At 72.0% G+C, this 24637-nt stretch carries 25 protein-coding genes; 7 read left to right on the top strand and 18 right to left on the bottom strand.

Annotation, left to right across the window (positions count from 1 at the left end; genetic code table 11):
* Window positions 1-179: 179 nt before the first annotated feature.
* From OG948_RS11280 to OG948_RS11265, 4 genes are all read right to left on the bottom strand, one after another.
* Entirely contained in the window at window positions 180-443 is a 264-nt protein-coding gene (locus OG948_RS11280) for a hypothetical protein (protein ID WP_406295901.1), read from the bottom strand.
* A 91-nt stretch (window positions 444-534) separates the two neighbouring features.
* Window positions 535-1506, bottom strand: a complete 972-nt coding sequence (gene lipA, locus OG948_RS11275; protein ID WP_395862254.1) for a lipoyl synthase — start codon at window positions 1504-1506, stop codon at window positions 535-537.
* Window positions 1507-1771: 265 nt separating this feature from the next.
* Window positions 1772-2566 carry a lipoyl(octanoyl) transferase LipB gene (lipB, locus tag OG948_RS11270; protein ID WP_406295898.1) on the bottom strand — a complete coding sequence of 265 codons (795 nt, stop codon included), beginning with the start codon at window positions 2564-2566 and terminating at the stop codon, window positions 1772-1774.
* Between the two features lie 28 nt (window positions 2567-2594).
* Window positions 2595-3296: a hypothetical protein gene (locus OG948_RS11265; RefSeq protein WP_406295896.1), complete on the bottom strand. Its 702-nt coding sequence runs from the start codon at window positions 3294-3296 to the stop codon at window positions 2595-2597.
* A 414-nt stretch (window positions 3297-3710) separates the two neighbouring features.
* On the opposite strand from OG948_RS11265, the gene OG948_RS11260 reads away from it, so the two are divergent.
* Window positions 3711-5081: a regulator gene (locus OG948_RS11260; RefSeq protein ID WP_406295895.1), complete on the top strand. Its 1371-nt coding sequence runs from the start codon at window positions 3711-3713 to the stop codon at window positions 5079-5081.
* An 89-nt stretch (window positions 5082-5170) separates the two neighbouring features.
* Here the strand turns inward: OG948_RS11260 and OG948_RS11255 are convergent, their stop codons facing one another.
* The 4 genes from OG948_RS11255 to lpdA form a co-directional block, all read right to left on the bottom strand.
* Complete coding sequence (locus OG948_RS11255) at window positions 5171-6415, bottom strand: NAD(P)/FAD-dependent oxidoreductase (RefSeq protein ID WP_406295893.1); 1245 nt, start codon at window positions 6413-6415, stop codon at window positions 5171-5173.
* A 250-nt stretch (window positions 6416-6665) separates the two neighbouring features.
* A complete protein-coding gene (locus tag OG948_RS11250) occupies window positions 6666-7559 on the bottom strand; it encodes a TIGR01777 family oxidoreductase (protein ID WP_406295892.1) in 894 nt (297 codons plus the stop codon).
* Between the two features lie 111 nt (window positions 7560-7670).
* Window positions 7671-9440 (bottom strand): 2-oxoglutarate dehydrogenase, E2 component, dihydrolipoamide succinyltransferase, encoded by a 1770-nt coding sequence (gene sucB, locus OG948_RS11245; protein WP_406295890.1) that lies wholly within the window; start codon window positions 9438-9440, stop codon window positions 7671-7673.
* A 71-nt stretch (window positions 9441-9511) separates the two neighbouring features.
* Window positions 9512-10900 (bottom strand): dihydrolipoyl dehydrogenase, encoded by a 1389-nt coding sequence (lpdA, locus tag OG948_RS11240; protein ID WP_395862267.1) that lies wholly within the window; start codon window positions 10898-10900, stop codon window positions 9512-9514.
* Between the two features lie 275 nt (window positions 10901-11175).
* Between lpdA and OG948_RS11235 the strand changes: the two genes are divergently transcribed.
* Window positions 11176-11499 (top strand): hypothetical protein, encoded by a 324-nt coding sequence (locus tag OG948_RS11235; RefSeq protein ID WP_395862269.1) that lies wholly within the window; start codon window positions 11176-11178, stop codon window positions 11497-11499.
* A 148-nt stretch (window positions 11500-11647) separates the two neighbouring features.
* Here OG948_RS11235 and OG948_RS11230 read toward each other — a convergent pair whose 3' ends face one another.
* The 4 genes from OG948_RS11230 to OG948_RS11215 all read right to left on the bottom strand — a co-directional run bounded on the left by OG948_RS11230 (window position 11648) and on the right by OG948_RS11215 (window position 16506).
* On the bottom strand, window positions 11648-13153 hold the full coding sequence (locus tag OG948_RS11230; RefSeq protein ID WP_406295888.1) for a leucyl aminopeptidase: 1506 nt from the start codon (window positions 13151-13153) through the stop codon (window positions 11648-11650).
* Between the two features lie 157 nt (window positions 13154-13310).
* Window positions 13311-14093: an adenosylcobinamide-GDP ribazoletransferase gene (locus OG948_RS11225; RefSeq protein ID WP_406295886.1), complete on the bottom strand. Its 783-nt coding sequence runs from the start codon at window positions 14091-14093 to the stop codon at window positions 13311-13313.
* Window positions 14090-15130: a nicotinate-nucleotide--dimethylbenzimidazole phosphoribosyltransferase gene (locus OG948_RS11220; protein ID WP_406295884.1), complete on the bottom strand. Its 1041-nt coding sequence runs from the start codon at window positions 15128-15130 to the stop codon at window positions 14090-14092. Before OG948_RS11220 ends, OG948_RS11225 begins: the two co-directional genes overlap by 4 nt.
* Window positions 15131-15192: 62 nt before the next feature.
* Window positions 15193-16506, bottom strand: a complete 1314-nt coding sequence (locus tag OG948_RS11215) for a bifunctional adenosylcobinamide kinase/adenosylcobinamide-phosphate guanylyltransferase (protein WP_406295882.1) — start codon at window positions 16504-16506, stop codon at window positions 15193-15195.
* A gap of 93 nt (window positions 16507-16599) precedes the next feature.
* On the opposite strand from OG948_RS11215, the gene OG948_RS11210 reads away from it, so the two are divergent.
* Window positions 16600-16806 (top strand): hypothetical protein, encoded by a 207-nt coding sequence (locus OG948_RS11210; RefSeq protein WP_406295881.1) that lies wholly within the window; start codon window positions 16600-16602, stop codon window positions 16804-16806.
* A 65-nt stretch (window positions 16807-16871) separates the two neighbouring features.
* On the opposite strand, the gene OG948_RS11205 is transcribed toward OG948_RS11210, so the two are convergent.
* From OG948_RS11205 to OG948_RS11195, 3 genes are all read right to left on the bottom strand, one after another.
* Complete coding sequence (locus OG948_RS11205; RefSeq protein ID WP_406295880.1) at window positions 16872-17870, bottom strand: aldo/keto reductase family protein; 999 nt, start codon at window positions 17868-17870, stop codon at window positions 16872-16874.
* An 80-nt stretch (window positions 17871-17950) separates the two neighbouring features.
* Window positions 17951-18721, bottom strand: coding sequence for a class I SAM-dependent methyltransferase (locus OG948_RS11200; protein WP_406295878.1), 771 nt, complete (start codon window positions 18719-18721; stop codon window positions 17951-17953).
* Window positions 18718-19323: a DUF3043 domain-containing protein gene (locus OG948_RS11195; protein WP_395862284.1), complete on the bottom strand. Its 606-nt coding sequence runs from the start codon at window positions 19321-19323 to the stop codon at window positions 18718-18720. The genes OG948_RS11200 and OG948_RS11195 overlap by 4 nt, the downstream gene beginning before the upstream one ends.
* A gap of 187 nt (window positions 19324-19510) precedes the next feature.
* On the opposite strand from OG948_RS11195, the gene OG948_RS11190 reads away from it, so the two are divergent.
* Together OG948_RS11190 and OG948_RS11185 are read left to right on the top strand one after the other, a co-directional pair.
* Window positions 19511-20284, top strand: a complete 774-nt coding sequence (locus tag OG948_RS11190) for a PspA/IM30 family protein (RefSeq protein WP_079026675.1) — start codon at window positions 19511-19513, stop codon at window positions 20282-20284.
* Window positions 20281-20559: a PspA-associated protein PspAA gene (locus tag OG948_RS11185; RefSeq protein WP_395862286.1), complete on the top strand. Its 279-nt coding sequence runs from the start codon at window positions 20281-20283 to the stop codon at window positions 20557-20559. Before OG948_RS11190 ends, OG948_RS11185 begins: the two co-directional genes overlap by 4 nt.
* Window positions 20560-20634: 75 nt before the next feature.
* Here OG948_RS11185 and nadA read toward each other — a convergent pair whose 3' ends face one another.
* Window positions 20635-21870 (bottom strand): quinolinate synthase NadA, encoded by a 1236-nt coding sequence (nadA, locus tag OG948_RS11180; RefSeq protein ID WP_406295876.1) that lies wholly within the window; start codon window positions 21868-21870, stop codon window positions 20635-20637.
* Between the two features lie 144 nt (window positions 21871-22014).
* On the opposite strand from nadA, the gene OG948_RS11175 reads away from it, so the two are divergent.
* Window positions 22015-22368 carry a HesB/IscA family protein gene (locus OG948_RS11175; protein ID WP_395862290.1) on the top strand — a complete coding sequence of 118 codons (354 nt, stop codon included), beginning with the start codon at window positions 22015-22017 and terminating at the stop codon, window positions 22366-22368.
* Between the two features lie 109 nt (window positions 22369-22477).
* Here the strand turns inward: OG948_RS11175 and OG948_RS11170 are convergent, their stop codons facing one another.
* Both OG948_RS11170 and OG948_RS11165 read right to left on the bottom strand, forming a co-directional pair.
* Window positions 22478-23146 carry a hypothetical protein gene (locus OG948_RS11170; RefSeq protein ID WP_406295874.1) on the bottom strand — a complete coding sequence of 223 codons (669 nt, stop codon included), beginning with the start codon at window positions 23144-23146 and terminating at the stop codon, window positions 22478-22480.
* A gap of 48 nt (window positions 23147-23194) precedes the next feature.
* Window positions 23195-23407, bottom strand: a complete 213-nt coding sequence (locus OG948_RS11165) for a hypothetical protein (protein WP_406295872.1) — start codon at window positions 23405-23407, stop codon at window positions 23195-23197.
* A gap of 181 nt (window positions 23408-23588) precedes the next feature.
* Here OG948_RS11165 and OG948_RS11160 point away from each other — a divergent pair, with 181 nt between their 5' ends.
* Window positions 23589-24566 carry a carbohydrate kinase family protein gene (locus OG948_RS11160; protein ID WP_395862296.1) on the top strand — a complete coding sequence of 326 codons (978 nt, stop codon included), beginning with the start codon at window positions 23589-23591 and terminating at the stop codon, window positions 24564-24566.
* Window positions 24567-24637: the final 71 nt, after the last annotated feature.

The following is a 24637-nucleotide window of genomic DNA, read 5'->3' as shown; positions in this document are numbered from 1 at the left end:
GTCATCCACCCGGGACAATGGCTGCCGACAGCTTGTCCGAACCTTCATGCGACCGGCGCAGCGCCGCGGCCGTCCGACGGGAGACGAGCCCCCGGCGAACGGCCGAACGGTGTTGCCGGCGGCCGGGCGCGGACACCTGTGTCCACACCCGCGTCACGCGATGCCACACGTGTCGCGTGTCAGTGCGAGCCGGCGCCCGGTGCCGGGTTGACCGGGGCGAGCCGGGCCAGGATGTCGGAGGCCTCGGCGCGGGCGCGGGCACGGTTGCGGTCGGCACACACCGCGGCCCACGCGTTGCGCCGCGCGGTGCGCTGGCCGCCCTCGAACATCAGTACGGTCTCGACCGCTCGGAAGACCCGGCCGACGGTCGCCCGCCGGGCCGCGGTGCCGCGATCGAACGCGCCCCGCAGCACCGAGGCGTTGCCCTGCTGCGTGTCCTGCATGACGTCGTCCCCCTACCTGTTCTCGGTGCGAAGGTTCACCGCACTGCGGTCGACTCTCGCAACAATGTGTTACCAAACGATGACGTCAGGGTCAAACCGACGTGAAGGTCTGCACACCTTCGCCCGAAGCGGAGCGGGTTTCGCGTACTTCGAGGGCTTGGCGGTAGAGCCGGCCCGCGCGGTACGACGAGCGGACCAGGGGGCCGGAGAGCACGCCCGCGAAGCCGATCTCCTCGGCCTCCTCGTTCAGCTCGACGAACTCCTCCGGGCGCACCCAGCGCTCGACGGGGTGGTGCCGCACGCTCGGCCGCAGATACTGCGTGATGGTCAGCAGTTCGCAGCCGGCGTCGTACAGGTCCTGCATGGCCTGGCTGATCTCGGCGCGTTCCTCGCCCATGCCCAGGATCAGGTTGGACTTGGTGACCAGGCCGTCGGCCCGGGCCTGGGTGATCACGTCGAGCGAGCGCTCGTAGCGGAAGCCCGGCCGGATGCGCTTGAAGATGCGCGGCACCGTCTCGATGTTGTGCGCGAGCACCTCGGGACGGGAGGAGAACACCTCGGCCAGTTGGTCCGGCTGGGCGGTGAAGTCCGGGATCAGCAGTTCCACCCCGGTCCCCGGGTTCAGCTCCTTGATCTGGCGGACGGTCTCCGCGTACAGCCACGCGCCGCCGTCGGGGAGGTCGTCGCGGGCGACGCCGGTGATGGTCGCGTACTTCAGGCCCATCGCCTGGACCGACTCCGCGACGCGGCGCGGTTCGTCCCGGTCCAGCTCGGCCGGCTTGCCGGTGTCGATCTGGCAGAAGTCGCAGCGCCGGGTGCACTGGTCGCCGCCGATCAGGAAGGTCGCCTCGCGGTCTTCCCAGCATTCGTAGATGTTGGGGCAGCCGGCCTCCTCGCACACCGTGTGCAGCCCCTCGCGCTTCACGAGTTGTTTGAGCTCGGTGTACTCGGGGCCCATCTTCGCCCGGGTCTTGATCCACGAAGGCTTGCGCTCGATGGGAGTCTCGGCGTTGCGGACTTCCAGGCGAAGCAGCTTGCGGCCGTCGGGTGCGACAGCGGACACGCGCGACTCCCTCTTCTCGGGGCAGCCTGCGGGGCGGGACAGACTGCGATGGGCCCGACAGGATGGTCCGGGCCCCTGGTGGGGCGGTACGTCCAGAGTACGCCGAGCGAAACGGGCGTTCGGACGGCCCGTCAGGTGGCAACCGGGGCGAACCGGGGTGGATTCCCCGGATGCCGGATTCGGTACGAGGCGTGCGTCACGCGGACCGTGAGGCGTGCGTCACGCGGGCGACCCGGCGCGCGTCGCGCGGGCGTTCGGGCGGGCGTCACGCCGGCACGTGCGCGAACACGTCGGCGAGGTGCTTCTCGGCCAGGGGCAGTACCTCGGTGACGGTGACCTCGCGGCCCAGTTCGCGGCTCAGCGAGGTGACGCCGGCGTCCTTGATGCCGCACGGCACGATCCGGTCGTAGTACGTCATGTCGGCGTCGCAGTTGATCGCGAAGCCGTGCATGGTCACCTTGCGCGAGACCCGGACGCCGATCGCGGCGAGCTTGCGGTCGTCGCCGCGCTGGCCCGCGTTGGAGGGCGCGTACTCCGGTCCGGCCAGGCGCGGGTCGAACTCGGGGTGCAGGCGCGGGTCGGGCCCGGCCGCGAGTCGGCTGTCCAGCCGCAGGTCGAGACCGCCGGTCGGGCCGGGCCGCTCGGGAACCGCGTCGCCCAGGACCCAGACGCCGCTGCGGCCCTCGATCCGGGTGGTCTCCAGGCCCAGGTCGGCGCAGACCCGGATCAGCGCCTCCTCCATCCGGCGCACGTGCGCGACCACGTCCACCGGCTCGGGCAGTCGCACGATCGGATAGCCGACGAGTTGGCCGGGGCCGTGCCAGGTGATCTTGCCGCCCCGGTCCACGTCGACCACGGGCGTGCCGTCCATCGGGCGCTCGGAGGGGTCGGTACGGCGGCCCGCCGTGTACACCGCGGGGTGCTCGAGGAGCAGACACGTGTCGGCGACGGCACCGCTGACCACCTGCTCGTGGACGCGGCGTTGTTCCTCCCACGCGGCCTCGTACGGAACGGCGTCGGCGCCGATGCCCAAGTGCACGAATCGCAAGAAGCTGGTCACGTCCACCAGCGTACGACGAGGCCTTCTCTCACCCGTGGCCGGCGTCGAGCCCGCGTACGTGGCAGGTGACACCGGTGAACGTGCAGCCGATCGACTCGACGCGCCCGTACAGGCCGAACTCGATCACCGCGCTGGCTCCGGGGGCCAACGGGCCCCGGCCGCGCGCGGTCGCGGTGCCGCGGTCGGTGCTGGTGCGCATGTCCTCGCCGTAGAGCATGGTGAAGCCGCTCTGCCGACCCGTCGCGGTGAGGGTGAGGTCCCACGAGGGGAGCGGGTGGGCGGTGCGGTTGGTGATGACCACCGTGCCGTCGGCACCCCAACCGGAGTCGCTCACCGTGGCGTCGACGGTGATGTCCTTCGGGCCGGTGGTGGCGGGCGGGGGCGGGACGGGTGGGGCGGCCGACGTGGGCGGCGCGCTCGAGCGGGTCGCCGTCGGGCTCGTGCTCGCGGTCGCGCTCGCCGAGGCGGACGGGGACCGGGTCACCGATTTGGTCGGGCCGGCGGTCGTCGTGGTGGTCGCGCCCGGGCTCGGCGAACCGGCGTCGGGAAACACCGGCGCGGGCGCCGGCAGCGGCATGTTCACGTCGCGCGAGACCGGGCGGCCGCGGCCCTTGTCCCGATCCGAGCCGGCGAACAGGAAGACTCCGCTGGTGAGCAGCAGGCACACGAGCGCGACCGCGGCCAGCGGGATCACGATCCCGCGAGCGGTGTCGTCGGGCTGCCGGGTCACGCGTGCGCTTCCTTCGAATCGATGTCGGGCGGTCGGCGCGAGGCCGTCGGGGCCGCGGTGGTCGGTCGCGAGCTTCGGTCGGGGTCGGTCACGCGGTTCGTCCGCGTGGGTGTCGATCATCCCATCGGGTGAACTGCCCCGCGCATGTTCCACCACGGGTCCGCGCACCGCAAGCGGCCCAGGGCTGGTGACGGCACATCGGATCCGTCCGCAGGGTTCGGCAGGTTCTGCCGAACTCGGCCGCGCCGGGCCGCCGTCGGGCCCGATTCGCCCCCCGATCGCCGAGCCGATCCCGGTAACTCGAAAGGGTCATTGTTGCGAGCGTTCGGGTTGTAGCGCTCCAGAAATCGCTAGATTCTCGCGCGATCACCCACCCACACCGAACCACCGCACCAGCGGGAGGCGTTCATCTCCATGGCAGCCAGGGTCGAGCGGCGCCCCAATCACCGGCTGGCGGCGCTTGTCGAGGAAGCCGGCTTCTCACATGCCGGTCTGGCCCGACGCGTTGACCAACTCGGTGCGGAACAAGGCATCGATCTCCGGTACGACAAGACCTCCGTGGCGCGCTGGCTGCGTGGCCAACATCCGCGCGGGATCGTGCCGATACTGCTTGCCGAGGTCTTCACCCAGCGGCTCGGCCGCAAGCTCAGCGCCGAGGATCTGGGCATGGCCGGTTGCCGACCGGACTATGCCGGGCTCGAATACGCGTCCGGTCCGCCCGAGGCGGTCGAGATCGTCACCGGCATGTGGCAGGCCGACTCGGCCCAGCGATCCGCGCTGGTGGAGGCCGCGTTCACGCCCGGGGCGTTGGTGGTGCCCAGCCGGGACTGGCTGATCGGCGCCGGTGACGAGCGGCCCGCCCGGCAGGACGGCGATCGGGTCGGGCTCGGCGACGTGGCCGCGGTGCGTGCCGTCGGCGAGGCGTTCCGGCGGTTGGACAACTCGTTCGGCGGGGGGCACGGCAGACAGGCGCTGGTGCGCTACCTCGACACGGAGGTGACCGCGATACTGCGCGGGACCTACGACTCGCGCACCGGCAGCGCGTTGTTCGGCGCGGCGGCCACGCTGACCCGGCTGGTCGGCTGGATGGCGTACGACGTGGGCGTGCACGGGATGGCGCAGCGCTACTTCGTCCAGGCGCTGCGGTTGGCTCAGGCGTCGGGGGATCGGGCGCTGGGCGGATTCGTGTTGTCCACGATGAGCCGGCAGGCGGTCTACCTCGGGCACGGGCGCGAGGCGGTACAACTGGCGCGGGTCGCCCAGCAGGGCGCCTCGGCGGTGGCCACCCCCCGGGTCCGGGCGCTGTTCCACGCGGTCGAGGCGCGCGGGCACGGGCTGTTGGGGGACCCGCGGGCGTGCGGGGCGGCGCTGCTGCGCGCGGAGCAGGCGCTGGAGTGTGTCGCGGAGGGGGACGACGAGCCGGAGTGGGTCGCGTTCATGAACGAGGCGCAGCTCACCGACGACCACGCGCACTGCTACCGGGACTTGGAGGACTACGACAAGGCCCGCGAGTACGCGGAGCGGTCCTTGCGGCTGCGCGGGAGCGAGTACGTCCGCAGCCGGCTGTTCTGCCAGACCATCCTGGCCACCGCGTTGTTGGAGCTGGGCGAGGTGGAGCAGGCGTGCCGGGTGGAGGCGGAGGCGACCGAGCAGGCGGAGGGTCTGCGGTCGTCACGGGCGGTGGACTACGTGCGCGAGTTCACGCATCGGCTGGCGCCGTATCGGGACGTGCCGGCGGTACGGGAGTTCGAGGCGCGGTCGGGGTGCTTCGTGCGCACGGCTTGAGGGTTTCCGCTCACCGCCCACCCGTTGCGTAGGGCCCGAAGGTGGTGGATTTCGGGCCTCGGGTGGGCGTGACGGGCCGTGGGCCTTCTTCAGGCCGCCGGTACGCCCAGGTCGGCGAGGGCGGATCTGGCGGCTCGGCAGCCGGAGGTCAGGGCGCCCTGGATGGAGCTGGAGTCGCGGTGGTCGCCGCAGACATACAGGCCGCCGATCATGCGGACCGGGCGGCGGAAGTTGTGGCCGGGCTCGACCACCGGGACGGCGCGCGGGATATGACAGGTGGTCAGGTGCGCCCACTCGGTGGTGGGCGTGTCGTACACGACGGCCAGCCGCTCGCGGACCCGTAGTTCGAGTTTGGTCGGCTCCGAGCCGTCGTGGCCCAGCACGGTGGTGGCGATCAGGGCGCGCCGGTCGGGCGCGTACGTGGGCGCGACCTGGCTGACCACCGCGGTGTGCGTGAACGGGCTGCGGGGGTCGGCCTCCACGAGCAGTGACGCGTCGGGCCGGGGAGCGGCGCGCGCCACGTGGTACAGCGTGGTCACCGGGTGGAACTCGGGCATCCGCAGGCCCGGCAGCAGGGCCACCGCCGTGGTCGGGTCGGTGGCCACGACCACCGCGCCGGCGCGGATCTCGCCCGCCACGTCGGTCAGTACGCGGTCGGCCGAGACGGACAACACCCGCACGCCGTAGCGCACCGCGCCGGAGGGCAGGCCGACCGCGAGTTGCCGGGGTACGGCGGCCATGCCGCGCGCGGGCAGTGCCATCCGGCCGCGCAGGAACGAGCGCAGCGTCAATTCGGCGAACCGGCTCGACGTGCCCAGTGCGGGATCGTGCAACAGCGCGGTCAGCAGCGGGCGCAGCGTACGGCGGGTCAGGTCCGGCGGCAGCGCGCGCATCGTCGGCGCGTCGACGGTGGCCGTCTCGGGAGCGCTCATCACCCGGGCGACCGGGGAGGACGCGGTCCGGGCCAATAACGCGGCGAGTCGGGCGCGGTCGGTGCCGTTGCCGTTGCGCAGACCGCCGAGCGCGTCCCGGACCCGGCGGACGTCGCCGACCCGATGGGTGCGGCCGTCCTCGTGGAGCAGCACGCCGGGCTGGAACGCGCGCAACCCCAGTGCGGGCACGTCCAGTTGCCGGCCCACCTGAGGCCACGAGGTGGTCAGCGACTGGAAGCCGTGATCGACCCGGAAGCCGTCCACGAGGTCGGTGCGCACCCGCCCACCGGGTCGGTCGGCGGCCTCCAGGACCGTCACCGCAACCCCCGCCGCGGCGATGGTCCGTGCCGCGCTCAAGCCGGCCAGGCCGGCTCCCACCACGATCACCTCGGTTCGACGCACGTCGACCACGGTCGTCCTCCCGTCCCCCTGCCCACGGCCGCAGGCGCCGCGGAGTCGGTTTCATCGCCTACTGGTCATACCCAGCGAAATGCCGAAAGACCGTTGCGGTACACGGGAGTTGGTGTGGTTCGGCAGGTGTGCGACCCGCCGACCCGGTGTGCCCGTTACCGACCGGCGATCGCAGCCGCCCGGTCGACGCCGCGTCCTACGGCCCGAGGCAGGGGCCGGGCCGGTGTCGCCGTCGGTCCCGTCAGCGGTTCAGGGCCGCGGCGATCGCGGTGTCGATGGTGGGGTGTCGGAAGGTGAAGCCGGAGTCGAGCAGGGCCTTGGGGAGCACACGTTGGCCGGTGAGGATCTCGCCGGCGAAGTCGCCGAGGACGGCGCGCAGGGCGAAGGGGGGTACCGCGAGGACGGTGGGGCGGTGCAGGGCTCTGCCCATCGCCTTGGTCGCCTCCGCGTTGGTGACCGGGTGCGGCGCGGTCAGGTTGATCGGGCCGGCGAGGTCGGCGTGCTCCAGGACGTGGCGGATCGCGGCGACCTCGTCGACCAGCGAGATGAAGCTCCAGTACTGCCGGCCCGAGCCGAGCCGGCCGCCCAGACCCGCCTTGAACAACGGGAACATCCGGCCCCACGCACCGCCGGATCGGGAGACCACCAGGCCGGTCCGCAGATGGGCGACCCGGATGCCCGCCTCCAGGGCCGGTGCGGTGGCGGCCTCCCACTCGGTGCACAGGTCGGCCAGGAAGCCGCTGCCGGGCGGGGACGATTCGTCCACCTCGCGATCGGCGGTGTCGCCGTAATAGCCCATCGCGGAACCGGCCAGGAGCACGCGCGGGGCGGGCTCGAGGGCGGCCAGCGCGCGCGAGACGGCCTCGGTGCCCAGGACCCGGCTGTCGCGGAGTTCGCGCTTGTACGCGGCCGTCCAGCGCTTGTCCCCGATGCCCGCGCCGGCCAGGTGCACCGCCGCGTCCACCGGACCGAGCGAGGCGGTGTCCACGGTGCCCGCGTGCGGGTCCCAGCGCACCTCGTGCGGTCCGCCGGGAGGCCGGCGGACCAGTCGGACCACATCGTGGCCGTCGGCGGTCAGCGAGCGGACGAGAGCGGAACCCACGAGGCCGGACGAACCGGTGACGGCGATGCGCATGGGAACATCCTTGCCCACCGGACCCCGGACATGCCGAAGGCGGCCCGGACTGTCCGGACCGCCTTCGGAATGTGCCTGCCACGCGGTGCGTCCGCACCGCCGCGGCGTGTCCTACAGGCCGAGGTCGCCCTCGAAGGCGCCTTCCTCCAGGCGGGTCTTCACCGTCTGCAGGAAGCGGGCCGCGTCCGCGCCGTCCACCAGACGGTGGTCGTAGGACAGGGCCAGGTACACCATCGAGCGGACCGCGATGACCTCGCCGAGCGTCGGGTCGTTGACCACGACCGGGCGCTTGACGACCGCGCCCGTGCCGAGCATCGCGACCTGCGGCTGCGGGAAGATCGGCGTGTCGAAGAGCGCGCCGCGCGAACCGGTGTTGGTCAGCGTGAACGTACCGCCGGCCAGCTCGTCCGGGCTCACCTTGTTGGTGCGGGTGCGCTCGGCCAGGTCGGAGATCTTGCGCGAGAGGCCCGCGATGTTCAGGTCACCCGCGTTGTGGATGACCGGGACCATCAGGCCGCGGTCGGTGTCCACCGCGATCACCAGGTGCTCGGCGTCGTGGTAGGTCACCGTGCCCGCGTTCAGGTCCATCGACGCGTTCAGGACCGGGTGGACCTTGAGCGCCTCGACGGCCGCCTTCGCGAAGAACGGCATGAACGACAGCTTGACGCCCTCACGCGCCACGAAGTCGTTCTTGGCCCGGTCGCGCAGGCGGGCGATGTTGGTGACGTCCACCTCCACGACCGTGGTGAGCTGGGCCGAGGTCTGCAGCGACTCGACCATGCGCTTGGCGATCACCGTGCGCATGCGCGAGAGCTTCTCGGTCCGACCGCGCAGCGGCGACGGCTCGATCGCAGCCGGGGCCTTCGCGGCAGGCGCGGCCGAGGCGGCGGCCGGAGCCGATGCCGCGGCGGCGGCCTGGGCCGCCTGCTGCTTGCGGGCCGTCTCCAGGACGTCCTGCTTGCGGATCCGACCACCGATGCCGGTGCCCGCGATCGAGCCCAGGTCCACGTTGTGCTCGGCGGCCAGCTTGCGCACCAGCGGCGTGACGTACGCGCCGTCGGCCTCGGCGGGCGGGGTGAGCTGCGCGGCCGGAGCGGCGGCGACCGGAGCCGGAGCGGGCGCCGGAGCCGGCTTTGGCGCGGGCGCCTGGGCCGGAGCGGGAGCCGGTGCGGCGGCGGCCGGAGCCGGAGTCGCCGGAGCCTGCTGGGCCGGTGCGGGCGCCGCCGGAGCGGGCGCCGCGGCCGGCGCGGAACCGGGTGCGCCGATGACGGCCAACTCGGCGCCGACCTCCACCGTCTCGTCCTCGGCGACGCTGATCTTCAGCAGCACGCCGCCGATCGGCGCGGGGATCTCGGTGTCGACCTTGTCGGTCGAGACCTCCAGGAGCGGCTCGTCGGCCTCGACCGTGTCACCCTCCTGCTTGAGCCAGCGGGTGATGGTGCCCTCCTGCACGCTCTCGCCGAGCGCGGGCAGCAGCACCGGGGTGCCCTGCACGTCGCCGGCGGGTGCGGCCGGAGCCGCGGCCGGGGCGGGCTCCTGCGCGGCGGGCGCAGCCGGAGCTGCCGGAGCGGCCTGGGCGGGCGCGGCCGGAGCCGCCGCCTCCTGCGCCGGCGCGGCGGCCGGAGCCGGCGCCGCGGCACCGGTGCCGTCGTCGATCACGGCCAGCTCGGCGCCGACGTCGACCGTGTCGTCTTCCTGGGCCTTGATGGACACCAGAATGCCGGCGGCGGGGGAGGGGATCTCGGTGTCGACCTTGTCGGTCGAGACCTCGAGCAGGGGCTCGTCCAGCTCGACGCGCTCACCCTCCTGCTTGAGCCAGCGGGTGATGGTGCCCTCCTGCACGCTCTCGCCGAGCGCGGGCAGTGTTACGGAGACCGGCATGGGTCAATGACTCCTTCTCAACGCTTCAAGGCGTGTGTCTTGGATGACGGGGCGCGATTGGGGGCGCGTCGTCAGTCGTGGACGTGCAGGGGCTTGCCCGCCAACGCGAGGTGGGCCTCGCCAAGCGCCTCGGACTGCGTCGGGTGCGGGTGGATGAGCTGGGCGACCTCGGCCGGCAGGGCCTCCCAGTTGTAGATCAGCTGGGCTTCCGAGGTCAGCTCGCCCATGCGGGCGCCGACCATGTGGATGCCGACGACCGGGCCGTCCTTGACCGAGACGACCTTGACCTGGCCGGTCGTCTTGAGGATCTGGCTCTTGCCGTTGCCGCCGAGGCTGTAGCTGATCGTGGCGAGCTTGTCCGAGCCGTAGCGCTCGACCGCCTGCGCCTCGGTGAGGCCGACCGAGGCCACCTCCGGGTCGCAGTAGGTCACGCGCGGCACGCCCGCGTAGTCGATCGGCACCGGGTTCAGTCCGGCGATCCGCTCGGCGACCAGAATGCCCTCGCCGAAACCGACGTGGGCGAGCTGAAGGGTGGGGATGAGGTCGCCCACGGCGGAGATGGTCGGCACGTTGGTGGCGCAGTACTCGTCCACCAGGACGTAACCGCGATCCATCGCGACGCCGGCCTCCTCGTAGCCCAGGCCCGCCGAGACCGGGCCGCGACCGACGGCGACGAGCAGCAACTCGGCCTCGATCTGCTTGCCGTTCTCCAGCGAGACCCGCACGCCCGCGTCGGTGTACTCGACACCGGCGAAGCGCGCGCCGAGCTCGAACTTGATGCCGCGGCGGCGGAAGGCGCGCTCCAGGAGCTTGCTGCTCGCCTCGTCCTCCAGCGCCACCAGGTGCGGCAGCGCCTCGACGATGGTCACGTCCACGCCGAAGGACTTCCAGGCGCTGGCGAACTCGACGCCGATCACACCGCCGCCCAGCACCACCGCGGACTGCGGGACCCGGTCGAGCACCAGCGCGTGGTCGCTGTTGATCACGCGGTTGCCGTCGATCTCCAGGCCCGGCAGCGACTTGGGCACCGAGCCGGTCGCAAGTACCACGTGTCGACCCTCGTAGCGCTGCCCGTTCACCTCGACCGCGGTCGGCGACACGAGCTTGCCGGCGCCCTCGACGACGGTGATGTTGCGGCTCTTGATCAGACCGGTCAGGCCCTTGAACAGGCGCGAGATGACGCCGTCCTTGTAAGCGTGCACGGCTGCGATGTCGATGCCGTCGAACGTCGACTTGACGCCGAACTGCTCGCTCTCACGAGTCTGGTCCGCGACCTCGCCCGCGTGCAGCAGGGCCTTGGTCGGGATGCAGCCGTTGTGCAGACACGTGCCGCCGAGCTTGCCCTTTTCGATGAGGACGACCCGCATACCGAGTTCGGCCGCGCGAAGGGCGCACGCATAGCCGCCGCTCCCGCCTCCGAGAATGACTACATCGAAAACGGCTCCGGCGTCGTTCGCCACGTCACGTCCTCCTGTGATTGCGATGCCCACCCGCGCGGGACGCGGCGGGGAGCACCCCCTTCTTGTGGAAGGTCTCAAGTGCCGGTACAACATCCTCCCACTTGTCGGGAGCGGCCGAGCACTCCGCCCCGGTGTTGCCTGTCCCACAAGGGCGGGGCCGAAATGGCGGACCGGGGGCACAACGTGTCGTCGTGACTCGTTGTTCCGACACGAACGCGACCGCCGACCCCGGACGGACGCGGATGACATGCGCGTACGACAGGAAGGAAATCCCCGTGGGGTTGTTCCGACGCAAACGCGGTGCCGGCGCGGACGCGCCCGACCGCAGGCAGGCCGCGGCCGCGGCCGCGCACCTGAGCGAGTTCGCGCGCAGCCGCAAGGGAGTCGAGGCGTACATCGAGCCGGTGACCACCCTGAGCGGGACGACGGTGGTGTTCATCGCCGACACCGGGGAGTGGACCCGACGCCGGGTCGTCGACCCCGGAGCCGCGCGCACGCTCGCGCGCAAGCTCGGCATCCCGGTGTACGAGGCGGCGCTGGTGGGCTACCCGAAGCGGATGCGCGAGTGGACCCGCCGGCAGTCCGGCGAGGGATCCTGAGCGATCCGGGTCCGAACCCGATCCGGGTCCACCCGGATCGGGTTCGGCCGGGGCGCCTGCGTGCCCCGGCCGAACCGGTCGAACCGGGCGAACCGGGATCGAGCCGGATCGAACCCACCGGACCGAACCGGTCCCGGTGAGCGCGGAATCAGATCCGGTTGTCCGCGATGTCCTGCGCGACCTGGAGCAGCGAGCGCACCGCGACACCGGTACCGCCCTTGGGCCGGTAGCCGCCGGCCTCGCCCTCGTGGAACGCGGGGCCGGCGATGTCCAGGTGCGCCCAACTGACGCCCTCGGCCACGAACTCCTGGAGGAAGAGACCGGCCACCAGGCCGCCACCCATCCGCGAGCCCATGTTCTTGATGTCGGCGATCGGCGAGTCCATCGACTTGCGCAGCTCGGTCGGCAGCGGCATCGGCCAAGCCGGCTCGCCGGCGCGCGTCGCGGCGTCGTGCACCGCGCCGCGGAACGTGTCGTCGTTCGACATGATCCCGTACATGTCGTTGCCCAGCGCGACCATCATCGCGCCGGTCAGCGTCGCCACGTCGATCAGCATCTGCGGCGACTCCTCGCACGCGCGCGTGATCGCGTCGGCGAGCACCAGCCGGCCCTCGGCGTCGGTGTTGAGCACCTCGACCGTGCGACCGCCGTACATGCGCAGTACGTCGCCGGGACGGGTCGCGGTGCCGGAGGGCATGTTCTCGGCCAGCGCGAGCCAGCCGGTCACGTTGACCTCCAGGCCCAGCCGGGCCACCGCCGCGACCGCGCCCAGCACGGCCGCCGCGCCGCCCATGTCCATCTTCATCGTCTCGTTGGCGCCGGCCGGCTTGAGCGAGATGCCGCCCGAGTCGTAGGTGATGCCCTTGCCCACCAGTGCGATGGTGCGCTTGGCCTTGGGGTGCGTGTAGCCCAGGCGGACCAGGCGCGGCTTGCTCGCCGAGCCCTGGCCGACGCCCAGGATGCCGCCGAAGCCGCCCTTGGCGAGCGCCTTGTCGTCGAGCACCTCGACCTTGAAGCCGGCGTTCTTGCCGGTGTCCACCGCGATCGCGGCGAAGTCCTTCGGGTTGAGGTCGTTCGGCGGGGTGTTCACCAGGTCACGGGCCTGGTTGACGCTCTGCGCGGTGATCGCGGCGCGCTCGACGGCGGCCTTGGCGGCCTTGTCCCGGCCCTTGACGCCGAGCAGCACGACGTCCTTGACCGCGTCCTTGCGGCCCTCGCGGGACTTCTCCCGGTAGGTCTCGAACGAGTAGGCGCCGAGCAGCACGCCCTCCCCGAACGCACCGATCGCCTCCGCACCGGCGAGCGGCAGGGCGACGCCCGCCTTCTTGACACCGGCGAGCGCCCGGGCGACATTGCCGCCGGCGCGGCGCAGCGCGTCGTGGGTGAAGCCGTCGGCGGGCTGTTCGCCCAGGCCGACCACGAGCACCAGCGGGGCCTTGGCCGCGCCGAAGGTCGGCACGCGGTGTAGTTCGCCCTCGGCGCCGGTGGCGTCGAGCGCGGACAGGGTGTCGGTGAGCCGGCCGTCGAACGCCGCGGCGACGCTTTCGGCGCCCGCGGCGAGGACGGCACCGTCCTCGCCCTTGACGGTGCCGATCACGAGCACGTCGGCGCGCAGGGAAAGGGCCGCGGTGGAGCCGATACTCAGTGTGGTCACGAGGATCCTGTCTCTCATCTCTCGGGGGTGCTGAGTGCCCGCACGATCGGTGGGGCACCGACGTGGCGATCCTTGCTCGGGATGCCTCGTCGAGCGGTGACGAGCCGTATGGAAGATACGTTCGCCTTCAGCATTTCACGCCTTCCCGGCAAACATCTCAGCCAGTGGACACGACCACCAGGACGACGCACCCGCACACCTCCACGACGGCGCCCAGGACATCGCCGGTGATCCCGCCGAATCGGCGGGTGGTGTGCCGCAACAGCAGTGCGCCGGCGGCGAGTCCGGCGGTCGCCGCGCCGAACGCGCGCAGCGCCTCGATCGGGCCCTGGAGCACGCCGTACAACCCGGCGGCGCCGAGCAGGACCAGCGACCACGCGACGAGCACCCCGCGCCCGACCGTGCCCGCGACCATCGCGCCGAGCCCCTCCGGCCGCGCGGACGGTACGCCGGGGCCGCACGCGACGGACAGCGCCACGCGGCCGGTCACCGCGGCCAGCACCAGACCGGCCGCGGCCGGCGCGGGGCCGTCGTGCTGGAGGCGGACCAGCGCGCCGGTCTCGACGAGCACCAGGAACAGCAGGCTCAGCACCCCGAACGGGCCGATGTCGGACGCCTTCATGATCCGCAGCGCGTCCGGCGCGGGCCTGGCCGAGCCGAGGCCGTCGGCGGTGTCGGCCAGGCCGTCCAGGTGCAGGCCGCGGGTGAGCAGCGCCAGGGTGCCGACCGCGAGCGCCGCCGCGGTGAGCGCGCCGGTGCCCGCCCGTTCGGCGAGTGCGAGCACCCCGGCCGCGAGGCCGCCCAGGACCAGGCCGACCAGCGGCGCGCACGCCATCGCGCGGCCCGCCACCGGGCGGTCCACCCGCTCCACCCGGACCGGGATCACCGACAACATGCCGAACGCCAGGCGCAGTCCGGCCGAGGTGGTGCCCGGGCTCACGGGGTGGGGTGCACCCGGGCCACCAGGTCGACCGCCGCGCGCAGCACCGGCAGCGCGAGCAGCGCGCCGACCGCCTCGCCGCCGCGCACCCGGTAGTCCAGCACCGGTTCCAGCGCGAGCCGGTCCAGCGCCTTGACGTGGCCCGGCTCCGGGGTGACGTGGCCGGCCAGCCACCAGTCCGGGGAGCGGTACGAGATCCGCTGGGCGACCAGCGCGGACGCGGCGGTGGCCACGTCGTCCAGCAGCACCGGGGTGCGCCGGATCGAGCACTGGAGCAGGAATCCGGTCATCGCCGCGAAGTCGGCCCCGCCGGACACGCCGAGCAGCCGCATCGGGTCGCCCAGCACCGGCCGCGCCCTACGCAGCGCGTCGCGGATGGTGGCGCACTTGCGGATCCAGGTCGCGTCGTCGATGCCGGAGCCGCGACCGATCACGGCCGCGGCGTCCATGCCGGTCAGCGCGCCGATCAGGATCGCCGCCGGGGTGGACGCGGCGGCGCCCAACGAGCCGAGCAGCAGCAGGTCGGCGCCCGAGTCGATCTCCGCGTCCGCGGTGGCCATGCCGACCGCGAAAGCGCGCTCGACCTCGCCGGGGGCGAGTGCGTCGGCGGTGTCCACGGGCGCGGACGCGCGGCGGATCCGGTCCCGCGAGACCTGCTCGGGGAACGCGTCGGGCTCGGCGTCGACGGCGATGTCGACGATCCGGATCGGCGCGTCCAGGCCGGCCGCGAACGTGGCCGCGGTCGAGGTGCCCGCCAGCGTGGCCCGGACCTGGCGCGCGGTCCAGCCGGGGCGGCGGACCGACACGTCGTGGGCGGCGACGCCGTGGTCGGCGGCGAAGAGCACGACCCGGGGGGCACAGATCGGCGCGGTGGTCTTGCCGCCTCGAACCGAGGCGAACCAGATCGCGAGGTCTTCGAGTCGGCCGTAGGCGTTCGGCGCGCCCGCGACGGCGACGAGGTGTTCGCGCACGCGGGCGCGGGCGTCGTCGTCGGGGCGCTCCACCCGGGCGGCCAGGGAGTCGAGGTCGATGGTCACCGGGTCAGGGTAGTTGTGCGGGCCCGGGGCCGTGGCGCGGGCGGCCCGGTCGCCTGGGCCGGTCAGGACGCCGCGTGCTTCGCGCGGCGCGGGAGGCTGCGCAGGGTGAGGACCTGGCCGGCCACGACGAGCAGGACCTCGTCGGATTCGCCGGCGACGACGGCGTTGAGTCGGCCCAGTTCGTCCCGGAAGCGGCGGCCGGCGGGGGTCGGTGGGACCACGCCGCTGCCGACCTCGTTGCTGACGCCGACCACCGGGACGCGGCACGCGCGCCACGCGGCGGCCAGCGCGCCGACCTCGGCGCGTACCGCCTCGCGCGCGCCCGCCGCCCATCGGGCGTCGTCCCACGCGTCGTGCGCGTCCATCACCGCGGTCAACCACAGCGACAGGCAGTCCACCAGGAGCGGCTGCCGGGCCTCCGCGAGCAGCCGGGTCAGCTCGACCGTCTCGGCGGTGCGCCAGGTGTCCGGGCGTCGTTCGCGGTGCAGGGCGACCCGTTCGGCCCATTCGGCGTCACCCTCTCGGGTGCCGCCGGTGGCCACGTAGAGCACGTCCGGGCAGGCCGCCAGGCGCCGTTCGGCCTCGGCCGACTTGCCCGAGCGGGCGCCGCCCAGGACCAGCGTGCGATGCGGGCGCGGGGTGGGCGAGGGATCCGCGCCGACCCGGACCAGACCGCCGTCCGGCACCGCGCGAGCCCCCCACGCGGCGAGCCGGCGGTGCAACTCCTCGCCGGGCGGCGACTCGTGCGACAGGTGCACCGCGAGTACGTCGGTGTCCTCGGTGACCGCGCCGTCGCGGCGCAGCGTGGCCAGCCGCTCCGGCCACGAGACCACGTCCAGGAGCACCACGTCGTAGTGCCCGCCCTCGTGCGTCCAGGCCCGGGTGGCCTCCGCCTCGGGCGGCAGCGTCGAGGGCGGCGCGTACAGCAGTCGCGTTCCGTCCGCGCCGGTGACCTCGTACGCGACCCGCCCGGGGGTGCCGCCGGGAAGTACGCGTATTCGGTGTCCGTCCAGCTCGAAGGCGTCCCCCTCGGCCACCTGTCGCCAGTGCGGTCCGCCCGCCGACGGCGCGGGCAGCCAGGGCGGCGGCCCGGACGGCGCGGCCACCTCGGCCAGCCCGGCGGCGGGCAGCCAGGCCAGCGGCGCGGACTCGGCCGGTCCGCTCAACAGCAGGCGGCGCACCCCGGTGAGCGGGTGTCCGGCCCGGGCGGCCGCGTGCGCGGGCTCGGGGCCGCAGTCCAGCAGCAGCGTGCCGTCCAGCAGCACGCACGCCGGTCCGCGCACCACGGGACCGGTGCACCCCAGACACGAGGCACAGGTGCAGAACGGCTGGGGCCAGCCCTTGGGACCGGCCGTGCCGAGCAGCGTCAGCTCCATGGGTGTCGTCGTGCTCCTGGCTATGAGGTGGTCGGGCTTGATCTACTGTGCAGGTCTTTTGACGGTCCGAGATCCCGAGGTGAGGAGCCCGACATGTCGTGGGTGTGGCGGTATGAGGACGCGGACGGTGCCCCGGTCGACGGACCGCAGGCGGAGGACTTCACCAACCAGTCGGACGCGGAGAGCTGGCTCGGCGAGATCTGGAAGGACCTGCTCGCGGCGGGCATCGAACAGGTGAGCCTGCTCGAGGACGATGCCGTCGTGTACGAGCACATGAGCCTGCGCGCCGCCGAGGGCTGAGCCGGCGCGGTCGAACGGATCGGGGGCGCGGCCGACGCCGCGCCCCCGATCGTCTCGAGCGGGTGCTACGGACGCGTCGCCGGGCTCACGGTGAGCGCCGGGTCGCGGCTGACCACCGGGTCCAGGATCACGTCGATCTTGGTCAGCAGACCCTCGTCCAGGGTGACACCGGCCGCCTTGACGTTCTCGTGCACCTGCTCCGGCCGGGACGCGCCGATGATCGCGGCGGACACGTTCGGGTTCTGCAGCACCCACGCGACGGCGAGCTGGGCGAGCGACAGGCCCGCCTCGTCGGCCAGCGGGCGCAGTTGCTGCACCCGGGTGAGCACGTCGTCGGTGAGCATCCGGGAGACGAAGTCCTGGCCGCCCTTGTCGTCGGTGGCGCGCGACCCGGCCGGCGGCGGCTGCCCCGGCAGGTACTTGCCGGTGAGCACGCCCTGGGCGATCGGCGACCAGACGATCTGGCCGAGCCCGAGCTCCTCGGAGGTCGGCACCACCTCGGCCTCGATCACCCGCCACAACATCGAGTACTGCGGCTGGTTCGAGATCAGCGGCACGCGCAGCTCACGGGCGAGTTCGGCACCCGCGCGGATCTGCTCGGCGTTCCACTCGGAGACGCCGATGTACAGCGCCTTGCCGGCCCGGACCACGTCCGCGAAGGCCGACATCGTCTCTTCCAGCGGCGTCTCGTGGTCGAACCGGTGCGCCTGGTACAGGTCGACGTAGTCGGTGCCCAGCCGGGACAGCGAACCGTCGATCGACTCCATGATGTGCTTGCGCGACAGACCCCGGTCGTTGCGACCGGGGCCGGTGGGCCAGTAGACCTTGGTGAAGATCTCCAGACCCTCGCGGCGCTCACCCTTGAGCGCGCGACCCAGCACCGATTCCGCGCGCGTCTCCGCGTACACGTCGGCGGTGTCGAACGTGGTGATCCCGCAGTCGAGCGCGGCCCGCACACACGCGAGCGCGGCGTCCTCTTCCACCTGGGAGCCGTGGGTGAGCCAGTTGCCGTACGCGATCTCGCTGATGACGAGGCCGCTGCGACCGAGGTGTCGGAAGTCCATGCGAACACCCTATGTCGGACACCGGCGCGACGATCGGCCGCACCACCGCCCCCATCGGCCACAGGTGTCCAGGGCGCTTCCTAGCGCACCGTCTTCTCGCCGACCAGGTGCAGGATCGGCGCGATCAGCCGGTACGGGTCGCGCCGGGACGCGTCCTCCTCGCAGGCCAGCAGGTTCGTCCACGCCTTCTGGCCGCGCGGCGGCTCGGCGTCGTCGGGCTGGAGGCCGCTGAAGACGCCCACGCCGTACCAGTCGAGCACCGGCGCGCCCAAGTCCGCGAGCACCGTGCACAGGCCCTCGACGGTGTCCGCGCGCAACGTGCCGCCGGCGGGGTTGGGGTACGTGGTCGCGGACAGGCCCTTGAGCGTCGCCGTCCACTGGGCCGCGGCGCCCGCGCGCATCGCCAGCGAGCCGGCGTTGCGCGAGGTGACCGAGATCAGACCGCCCTGGGTCATCATCCGGGCCAGCGCGGCGAGCATGCCGTCCGGCTCGGGCTGTGCCTCCAGCACGTCGTGGCACAGCGCCAGGTCGAAGCTGCCCGGCGGGAAGTGCCGGCCGGCCTCGGCGCCGTCGCCCTCCACCAGCCGGATCCGCCCCTGCACGTCGGCCGACTCCTGGGCCAGGTCCTCGTGCAGTCGGGTGAGCACATCGGTGTCGGTGTTCACCGAGGTGACGATGTGTCCGGCGCGGGCGAGCAGTATGCCGGGCGACGCGGGCCCGCAGCCGACGTCGAGCACCCGCAGCGGGCCCCGGTCGCGCAGCCGTGTCATGTGCTCGGCCAGTTGGCGGGCCACCAATTCGCGACGCACCTGCGTGTGCAGGTCGCCGGTCAGCCCGGTGATCGTGGTCATGCCACCTTCTCGCCTCGTTTGACCTGCGGCTTGGGCAGCCGCAGCCGACGGAGCTGGAGAGAGCGCATCAGCGCGTAGGGCGTCAGGCCCTTGAGGTTCTCCTTGGGGAACTTCGCCCGCAGCGCCTTCTTCATGCCCAGGTTGACTCGGATGGAGTCGAGGATGATCAGCAGGATCACCGCGATCCACAGGAACAGCGAGAAGTTCTTCACCGCCAGGCTGGGCAGAATGCTCAGGATCAGGATGATCACGGCCGAGGGCAGGAAGAACTCGCCGACCGTGTAGCGCGCGTCGACGTAGTCACGGGCGAACCGGCGCAGCGGTCCGCGGTCCCGGGCCGGCAGCGCCCGCTCGTCGCCGGTCAGCAGCGCCTGGCGCTGGGCCTCGCGCTCCTCGCGCATCCGCATCCGAGCCTGCTTGCGGGCCTGCTTGGGGTCCTTGGCGACGGACACCTTGGTCTTGCGGTTGGCCTGGGCGTCGCTGCGCTTGGGCGTGGGCCGGCCCTTGGGCGCCTGGGGGTCACGGACGGCCTGCGAACCCTGGGAACGCTCCAGGGACTGCTCGGCGGTCTCGGGCTCTGCGTGGGAACGTCGTCGGAACACCCTCAAAGCCTACGTGTTCGAGGTCGCGGACATTTCAAGGCTCCCCGGATCCGGTGCGAGGGGGATGCGGAACTCTCGCGGGCGGGAACACGTCAAGTGAGGCAAAGCCCTGCTGCCACAAGGTCGCTTGGGCATTTAGGCTTCAGGGAGCAGCACGGGTTGCCTACGAAGGGGGCACGCGAGGCCCATGAGCGGTGTAATGAAGCGAATGGCGATGATCTTCCGCGCGAAGGCCAACAAGGCCCTCGACAAGGCCGAGGATCCACGCGAGATGCTCGACTACTCGTACCAGAAACAACTTGAGCTGTTGCAGAAGGTACGTCGGGGCGTGGCCGACGTGGCGACCTCCCGCAAGCGGCTCGAACTGCAGATGACCGGTCTGCAGCAGCAGTCGGGCAAGCTCGAGGACCAGGGCCGCAAGGCGCTGGCGCTCGGTCGCGAGGATCTGGCCCGCGAGGCGCTCATGCGCCGCTCGGGTGTGCAGCAGCAGATCTCGGACCTCGGTACCCAACACCAGAACCTCCAGGCGGAGGAGGAGAAGCTCGTCCTGGCCTCGCAGCGACTGCAGGCCAAGGTGGACGCGTTCCGTACCCGCAAGGAGACGATCAAGGCGACCTACACGGCCGCCGAGGCCCAGGCGCGGATCGGTGGCGCGGTCGCCGGTATCTCCGAGGAGATGGGCGACGTCGGGCTCGCGATCCAGCGGGCCGAGGACAAGACCGCGCAGATGCAGGCCCGGGCGGGTGCGATCGACGAGCTGCTCGCCTCGGGCGCGCTCGACGACCCGACCGGGATGGCGAAGGACGACATCACCGCGGAGCTGGAGCGTTTGTCCAGCACGTCGGACGTGGAACTGGAGCTGGAGCGGATGAAGGCCGAGCTCTCCGGTGGCACCCCGCCGCCGGCGATCGGCCCCGGACAGCCCCGGCCGCGTTTCGACAAGCAGGGAGACGGCACATGATCGTTCGGATCGTGGGTGAGGGCCAGCTCGACGTCGCGGCGGAGCACCTGGATGTGCTCAATCGCTTCGACGACGAGCTTCAGGCCGCGATCGACGGCGGCGACGACGCCGCCTTCCGGGCGGCGCTGACGGCGCTCCTGTCCAAGGTCCGAGAGGTCGGCACCGCGGTGCCGGATGACGAGATCGTGCCCTCGGACCTGCTGTTGCCGGCCGAGGACGCCCATGTGGACGAGGTCAGGAAGATGCTGAGCGCGGACGGTCTGATCCCGGGCTGACGCGACTACCGCTCCTCCGTGCTGCGTGTGGGCGGTGTGCCCCGGGGACTCCCGGGCACACCGCCCGCTCACGTGTTACGGCAGCGCCAGCATGCGGTCGAGCGCGACCTTCGCGAACTTCTCGGTCTCCGCGTCCACCCGGATCCGGTTGACCACCTTGCCCTCGACCAGCGACTCCAGGGTCCACACCAGGTGGGGCAGGTCGATCCGGTTCATCGTCGAGCAGAAGCACACCGTCTTGTCCAGGAAGACGACCTGCTTGTCGGGATGCGCCGCGGCCACCCTGCGGACCAGGTTGAGCTCGGTCCCGATCGCCCACGCCGAACCCGGCTCGGCCGCGTCCAGCGTGTTGATGATGTATTCGGTCGAGCCGACGTAGTCGGCCGCGGTCACCACCTCGTGCCGGCACTCCGGGTGCACGAGCACGTTGACCCCGGGGATCCGGGCCCGTACGTCCTCGACCGAGCTCACGTCGAAGCGCCCGTGCACCGAGCAGTGCCCGCGCCACAGGATCATCTTGGCCGCGCGCAACTGCTCGCGGGTCAGGCCGCCGTTCGGCTTGTGCGGGTTGTAGAGCACGCAGTCCTCGAGGCTCAGCCCCAGCTCCAGCACCGCGGTGTTGCGACCCAGGTGCTGGTCGGGCAGGAACAGCACCTTCTCGCCCTGTTCGAAGGCCCAGTCCAGGGCGCGCCGGGCGTTGGAGGACGTGCATATCGTGCCGCCGTTGCGGCCGGTGAACGCCTTGATGTCGGCCGACGAGTTCATGTACGAGACCGGCACGGTCACATCCGCGATGCCCGCGTCGGCGAGCACGTCCCAGCACTCCTCGACCTGCTCCGACGTGGCCATGTCGGCCATCGAGCAGCCCGCGGCCAGGTCCGGCAGGATCACCTGCTGCTCGTCGGAGGTGAGGATGTCCGCGCTCTCGGCCATGAAGTGCACACCGCAGAAGACGATGTACGGCGCGTCCGGACGGGCCGCCGCCTCACGCGCGAGCTTGAACGAGTCGCCGGTCACGTCGGCGAACTCGATCACCTCGTCGCGCTGGTAGTGGTGGCCCAGGATGAACACCCGGTCGCCGAGCCGCTCCTTGGCCGCGCGGGCCCTGGCCACCAGGTCCGGGTCGGACGGCGACGGCAGGTCGCCGGGACACTCGACGCCCCGTTCGCTGCGCGGGTCGGCGGCGCGCCCGAGCATGAGCAGCGCGAGCGGCGTCGGCTGCACCCCCGGCGGCAGGTCCAGATCGTGTGTCGCGGTCACGGCGCGCACCTCTTCTCGTCTACTTGACACTAATAATCCTATCCTGTTCATGTCAGGTTGACGAGAGCGGGGGTGTGCGACCATGAGTAAAACGCGAGGGCCCGAAGCATGATGTGGGAATAGGGCCGAGCCACCATCGGTTGCCGACGGTGGAAGTGGCGTACGAATGTCGAACCACCACGTGGGAGCTTGCAGATGACTGTCCAGGACGAGACCACCAAGACCGGTGGCATCCTCCTCAGCGATGAGGCGGCGGCCAAGGTCAAGACTCTGCTGGAGCAAGAGGGTCGCGACGATCTCGCGCTGCGCGTGGCCGTCCAGCCCGGCGGTTGTTCCGGCATGCGGTACCAGCTGTTCTTCGACGAGCGCTCGCTCGACGGCGACGTGGTGGCCGACTTCGGCGGCGTCTCGGTCGTCACCGACCGGATGAGCTCGCCGTACCTGAGCGGCGCGACCATCGACTTCGTCGACACGATCGAGAAGCAGGGCTTCACGATCGACAACCCGAACGCGGCCGGCTCCTGCGCGTGCGGCGACTCGTTCCACTGACGTCTCGCGACTGATCGGTCGCGACACACCCCGCTCGACGACGACGCCGCGTCGACCCCTTTCGGGTCGGCGCGGCGTCGTCGTGTGCGGGCTCGCAGGGGACCTCGGGTCAGCCGGTGGAGAAGGGCTTGCCGCCCGGCGTGACGGGTGCGCCGGTCTCGGCGTCGACGAGCGTGCGGGTGCCCAGCGGTGTGGGAAGGGTCACGTTCGCCTTGTTCTCCACGGCCATCTCCGTGCACACGTCGCCGGTGCGGGTGGTCTCCACGCGGATGGCGACCCGCGTCGCCGATTCGCTCGCGATCACCAGGCGGTTGCTCTCGCACTGGCCGCCCCACAGCCAGGCGGTCAGCGTGCGGCCGTCCGGGGCCACCGTGTAGCGGCTGAACCGGGTGTTGTCCTGCGCGGGGTAGTAGGTGTGCGGGGGGCCCGTGGGCAGGTTGGGCGAGGACGTCGAGGCGTCCGGGCCGGCGGCGTTGTCGCCGGCGGCGGGGGCGCCGGGGCGGGCCTGTGCGGCTCCGCCGGGCTCGGTGGCTCCGCTCGGTTGCTGCGCGCCTGCGTCCGGTCGGGTGGATCCGCCGGTCGGGGCGCCGGGCTCGACCGGCGCGCCGGCGCCGGGGTCGGCGGTGGTCGAGCGGGGTGATTCCTCGCCGCCGAGCACCGCCCAGGTGCCGCCGCCTACGCCGAGCACCGCGACGATCGCGAGCCCGACGATCAACGGCCGCCGGCGTGCGGTGGGTTCGGGTCGAATTCCTTCGTCGTGCTCACCGTGTGTACGCATGACGATTCGACGCGGCCGGCGCCGGGGCGGTTCCCCTCGGGGTCTCGGTCAGTCGCCGTATTCGGACATGCCCGCGACCAGCGTCGCGCCGTGCGCGGGGACGTCGGTGGCGGGGGCGTGCGAACCGGCGGGCGCGGCCCTGATCGGCGTGCGCTCCGGGCCCGGGGTGGTCCACGACGCGTCGATGTGACGGCAGTCACCGCGCAGGTCCTCGAGCGTCTCGGGCTCGGCCTGCGACGGCATCACGGGCATCGGGGACATTTCACGACTCCTTGTGCTGGGGATCCCCAGAGTAGGTCGCACGGAGCGTGACGGCACGGTGTACCGACCGGTAGTTTTCACAGGGCCGCCAGAGCGCGGTGGGATAACGTGTGCGAGTTTCCCCCCTCTCGTACACCCCGTACGTCACCCCTCCCCGTACTCCACCTAGGAGACACGCGCCATGCGCATTGCCGTGACCGGGTCGATCGCCACCGACCATCTGATGACGTTCCCGGGTCGGTTCTCCGACCAGCTCGTCTCGGACAAGCTGCATGTGGTCTCGCTGTCCTTCCTCGTCGACAAGCTGGACATCCGGCGCGGCGGCGTGGCGCCGAACATCTGCTTCGGGATGGGCTGTCTGGGACTGTCGCCGATCCTGGTCGGCGCCGCCGGAGCCGACTTCGTCGACTACCGGTCGTGGTTGGACCGGCACCACGTGGACACCGAGTCCGTGCACATCTCGCCGACGCATCACACCGCGCGGTTCGTCTGCACGACGGACGAGGAACACAACCAGATCGCGTCCTTCTATACGGGGGCGATGAGCGAGGCGCGGGAGATCGAACTTCGGCCGGTGGCCGACCGCGTCGGCGGGTTGGACCTGGTCGTGATCGGTGCGAACGACCCCGAGGCGATGTTGCGGCACAGCGACGAGTGCCGGGACCGGGGCTACCCGTTCGCGGCGGACCCCTCGCAGCAGTTGGCCCGGATGGACGGCGAGGACATCCGGCGGCTCATCGACGGTGCGGCTTACCTGCTCACCAACGAGTACGAGAGCGCGCTGATCGTGCAGAAAAGCGGCTGGTCCGAGGCGGACATCCTGAAGAAGGTCGGCGTCCGGGTCACCACGCTCGGTTCGAGTGGGGTCAAGGTCGAGCAGGCGGGCGAGGAGACGATCGTCGTGCCTTGTCCCGCGGAGGACGCCAAGGTCGACCCGACGGGTGTGGGGGACGGGTTCCGGGCCGGGTTCCTGTCGGGGATCTCGTGGGGGTTGTCGCTGGAGCGGGCCGCGCAGGTGGGGAACATGGTGGCGACGTTGGTGATCGAGACGGTCGGCACGCAGGAGTACACGTTGCGGCGGGCCTCGTTCCTGGGACGGTTTGCTGCCGCGTATGGGGATGTGGCTGCGGCTGAGGTTTCGGCGCACGTTCCGATCTGAACTCGGCCTCCGGGTGGTGGGTGGCCTCAAGCGCCGGCCGGGCTGGTGTGCTCAAGCGCCGCACCGGCTGA

This window comes from Embleya sp. NBC_00888 (assembly GCF_045207655.1).
Taxonomy (GTDB): domain Bacteria; phylum Actinomycetota; class Actinomycetes; order Streptomycetales; family Streptomycetaceae; genus Embleya.
This window is presented reverse-complemented; position numbering and strand designations above follow the sequence as displayed.

Excerpts from the sequence above, each read along its gene's own strand:
- OG948_RS11170 (WP_406295874.1), bottom strand. The coding sequence starts at position 23,146 with ATGCGTACACACGGTGAGCACGACGAAGGAATTCGACCCGAACCCACC.
- OG948_RS11185 (WP_395862286.1), top strand. The coding sequence starts at position 20,281 with ATGATCGTTCGGATCGTGGGTGAGGGCCAGCTCGACGTCGCGGCGGAG.
- OG948_RS11205 (WP_406295880.1), bottom strand. The coding sequence starts at position 17,870 with ATGGACTTCCGACACCTCGGTCGCAGCGGCCTCGTCATCAGCGAGATC.
- OG948_RS11165 (WP_406295872.1), bottom strand. The coding sequence starts at position 23,407 with ATGTCCCCGATGCCCGTGATGCCGTCGCAGGCCGAGCCCGAGACGCTC.
- OG948_RS11250 (WP_406295892.1), bottom strand. The coding sequence starts at position 7,559 with ATGCGCATCGCCGTCACCGGTTCGTCCGGCCTCGTGGGTTCCGCTCTC.
- OG948_RS11210 (WP_406295881.1), top strand. The coding sequence starts at position 16,600 with ATGTCGTGGGTGTGGCGGTATGAGGACGCGGACGGTGCCCCGGTCGAC.
- sucB (WP_406295890.1), bottom strand. The coding sequence starts at position 9,440 with ATGCCGGTCTCCGTAACACTGCCCGCGCTCGGCGAGAGCGTGCAGGAG.
- OG948_RS11160 (WP_395862296.1), top strand. The coding sequence starts at position 23,589 with ATGCGCATTGCCGTGACCGGGTCGATCGCCACCGACCATCTGATGACG.
- OG948_RS11260 (WP_406295895.1), top strand. The coding sequence starts at position 3,711 with ATGGCAGCCAGGGTCGAGCGGCGCCCCAATCACCGGCTGGCGGCGCTT.
- OG948_RS11175 (WP_395862290.1), top strand. The coding sequence starts at position 22,015 with ATGACTGTCCAGGACGAGACCACCAAGACCGGTGGCATCCTCCTCAGC.
- OG948_RS11215 (WP_406295882.1), bottom strand. The coding sequence starts at position 16,506 with ATGGAGCTGACGCTGCTCGGCACGGCCGGTCCCAAGGGCTGGCCCCAG.
- nadA (WP_406295876.1), bottom strand. The coding sequence starts at position 21,870 with ATGAACAGGATAGGATTATTAGTGTCAAGTAGACGAGAAGAGGTGCGC.
- OG948_RS11190 (WP_079026675.1), top strand. The coding sequence starts at position 19,511 with ATGAGCGGTGTAATGAAGCGAATGGCGATGATCTTCCGCGCGAAGGCC.
- OG948_RS11200 (WP_406295878.1), bottom strand. The coding sequence starts at position 18,721 with ATGACCACGATCACCGGGCTGACCGGCGACCTGCACACGCAGGTGCGT.
- OG948_RS11280 (WP_406295901.1), bottom strand. The coding sequence starts at position 443 with ATGCAGGACACGCAGCAGGGCAACGCCTCGGTGCTGCGGGGCGCGTTC.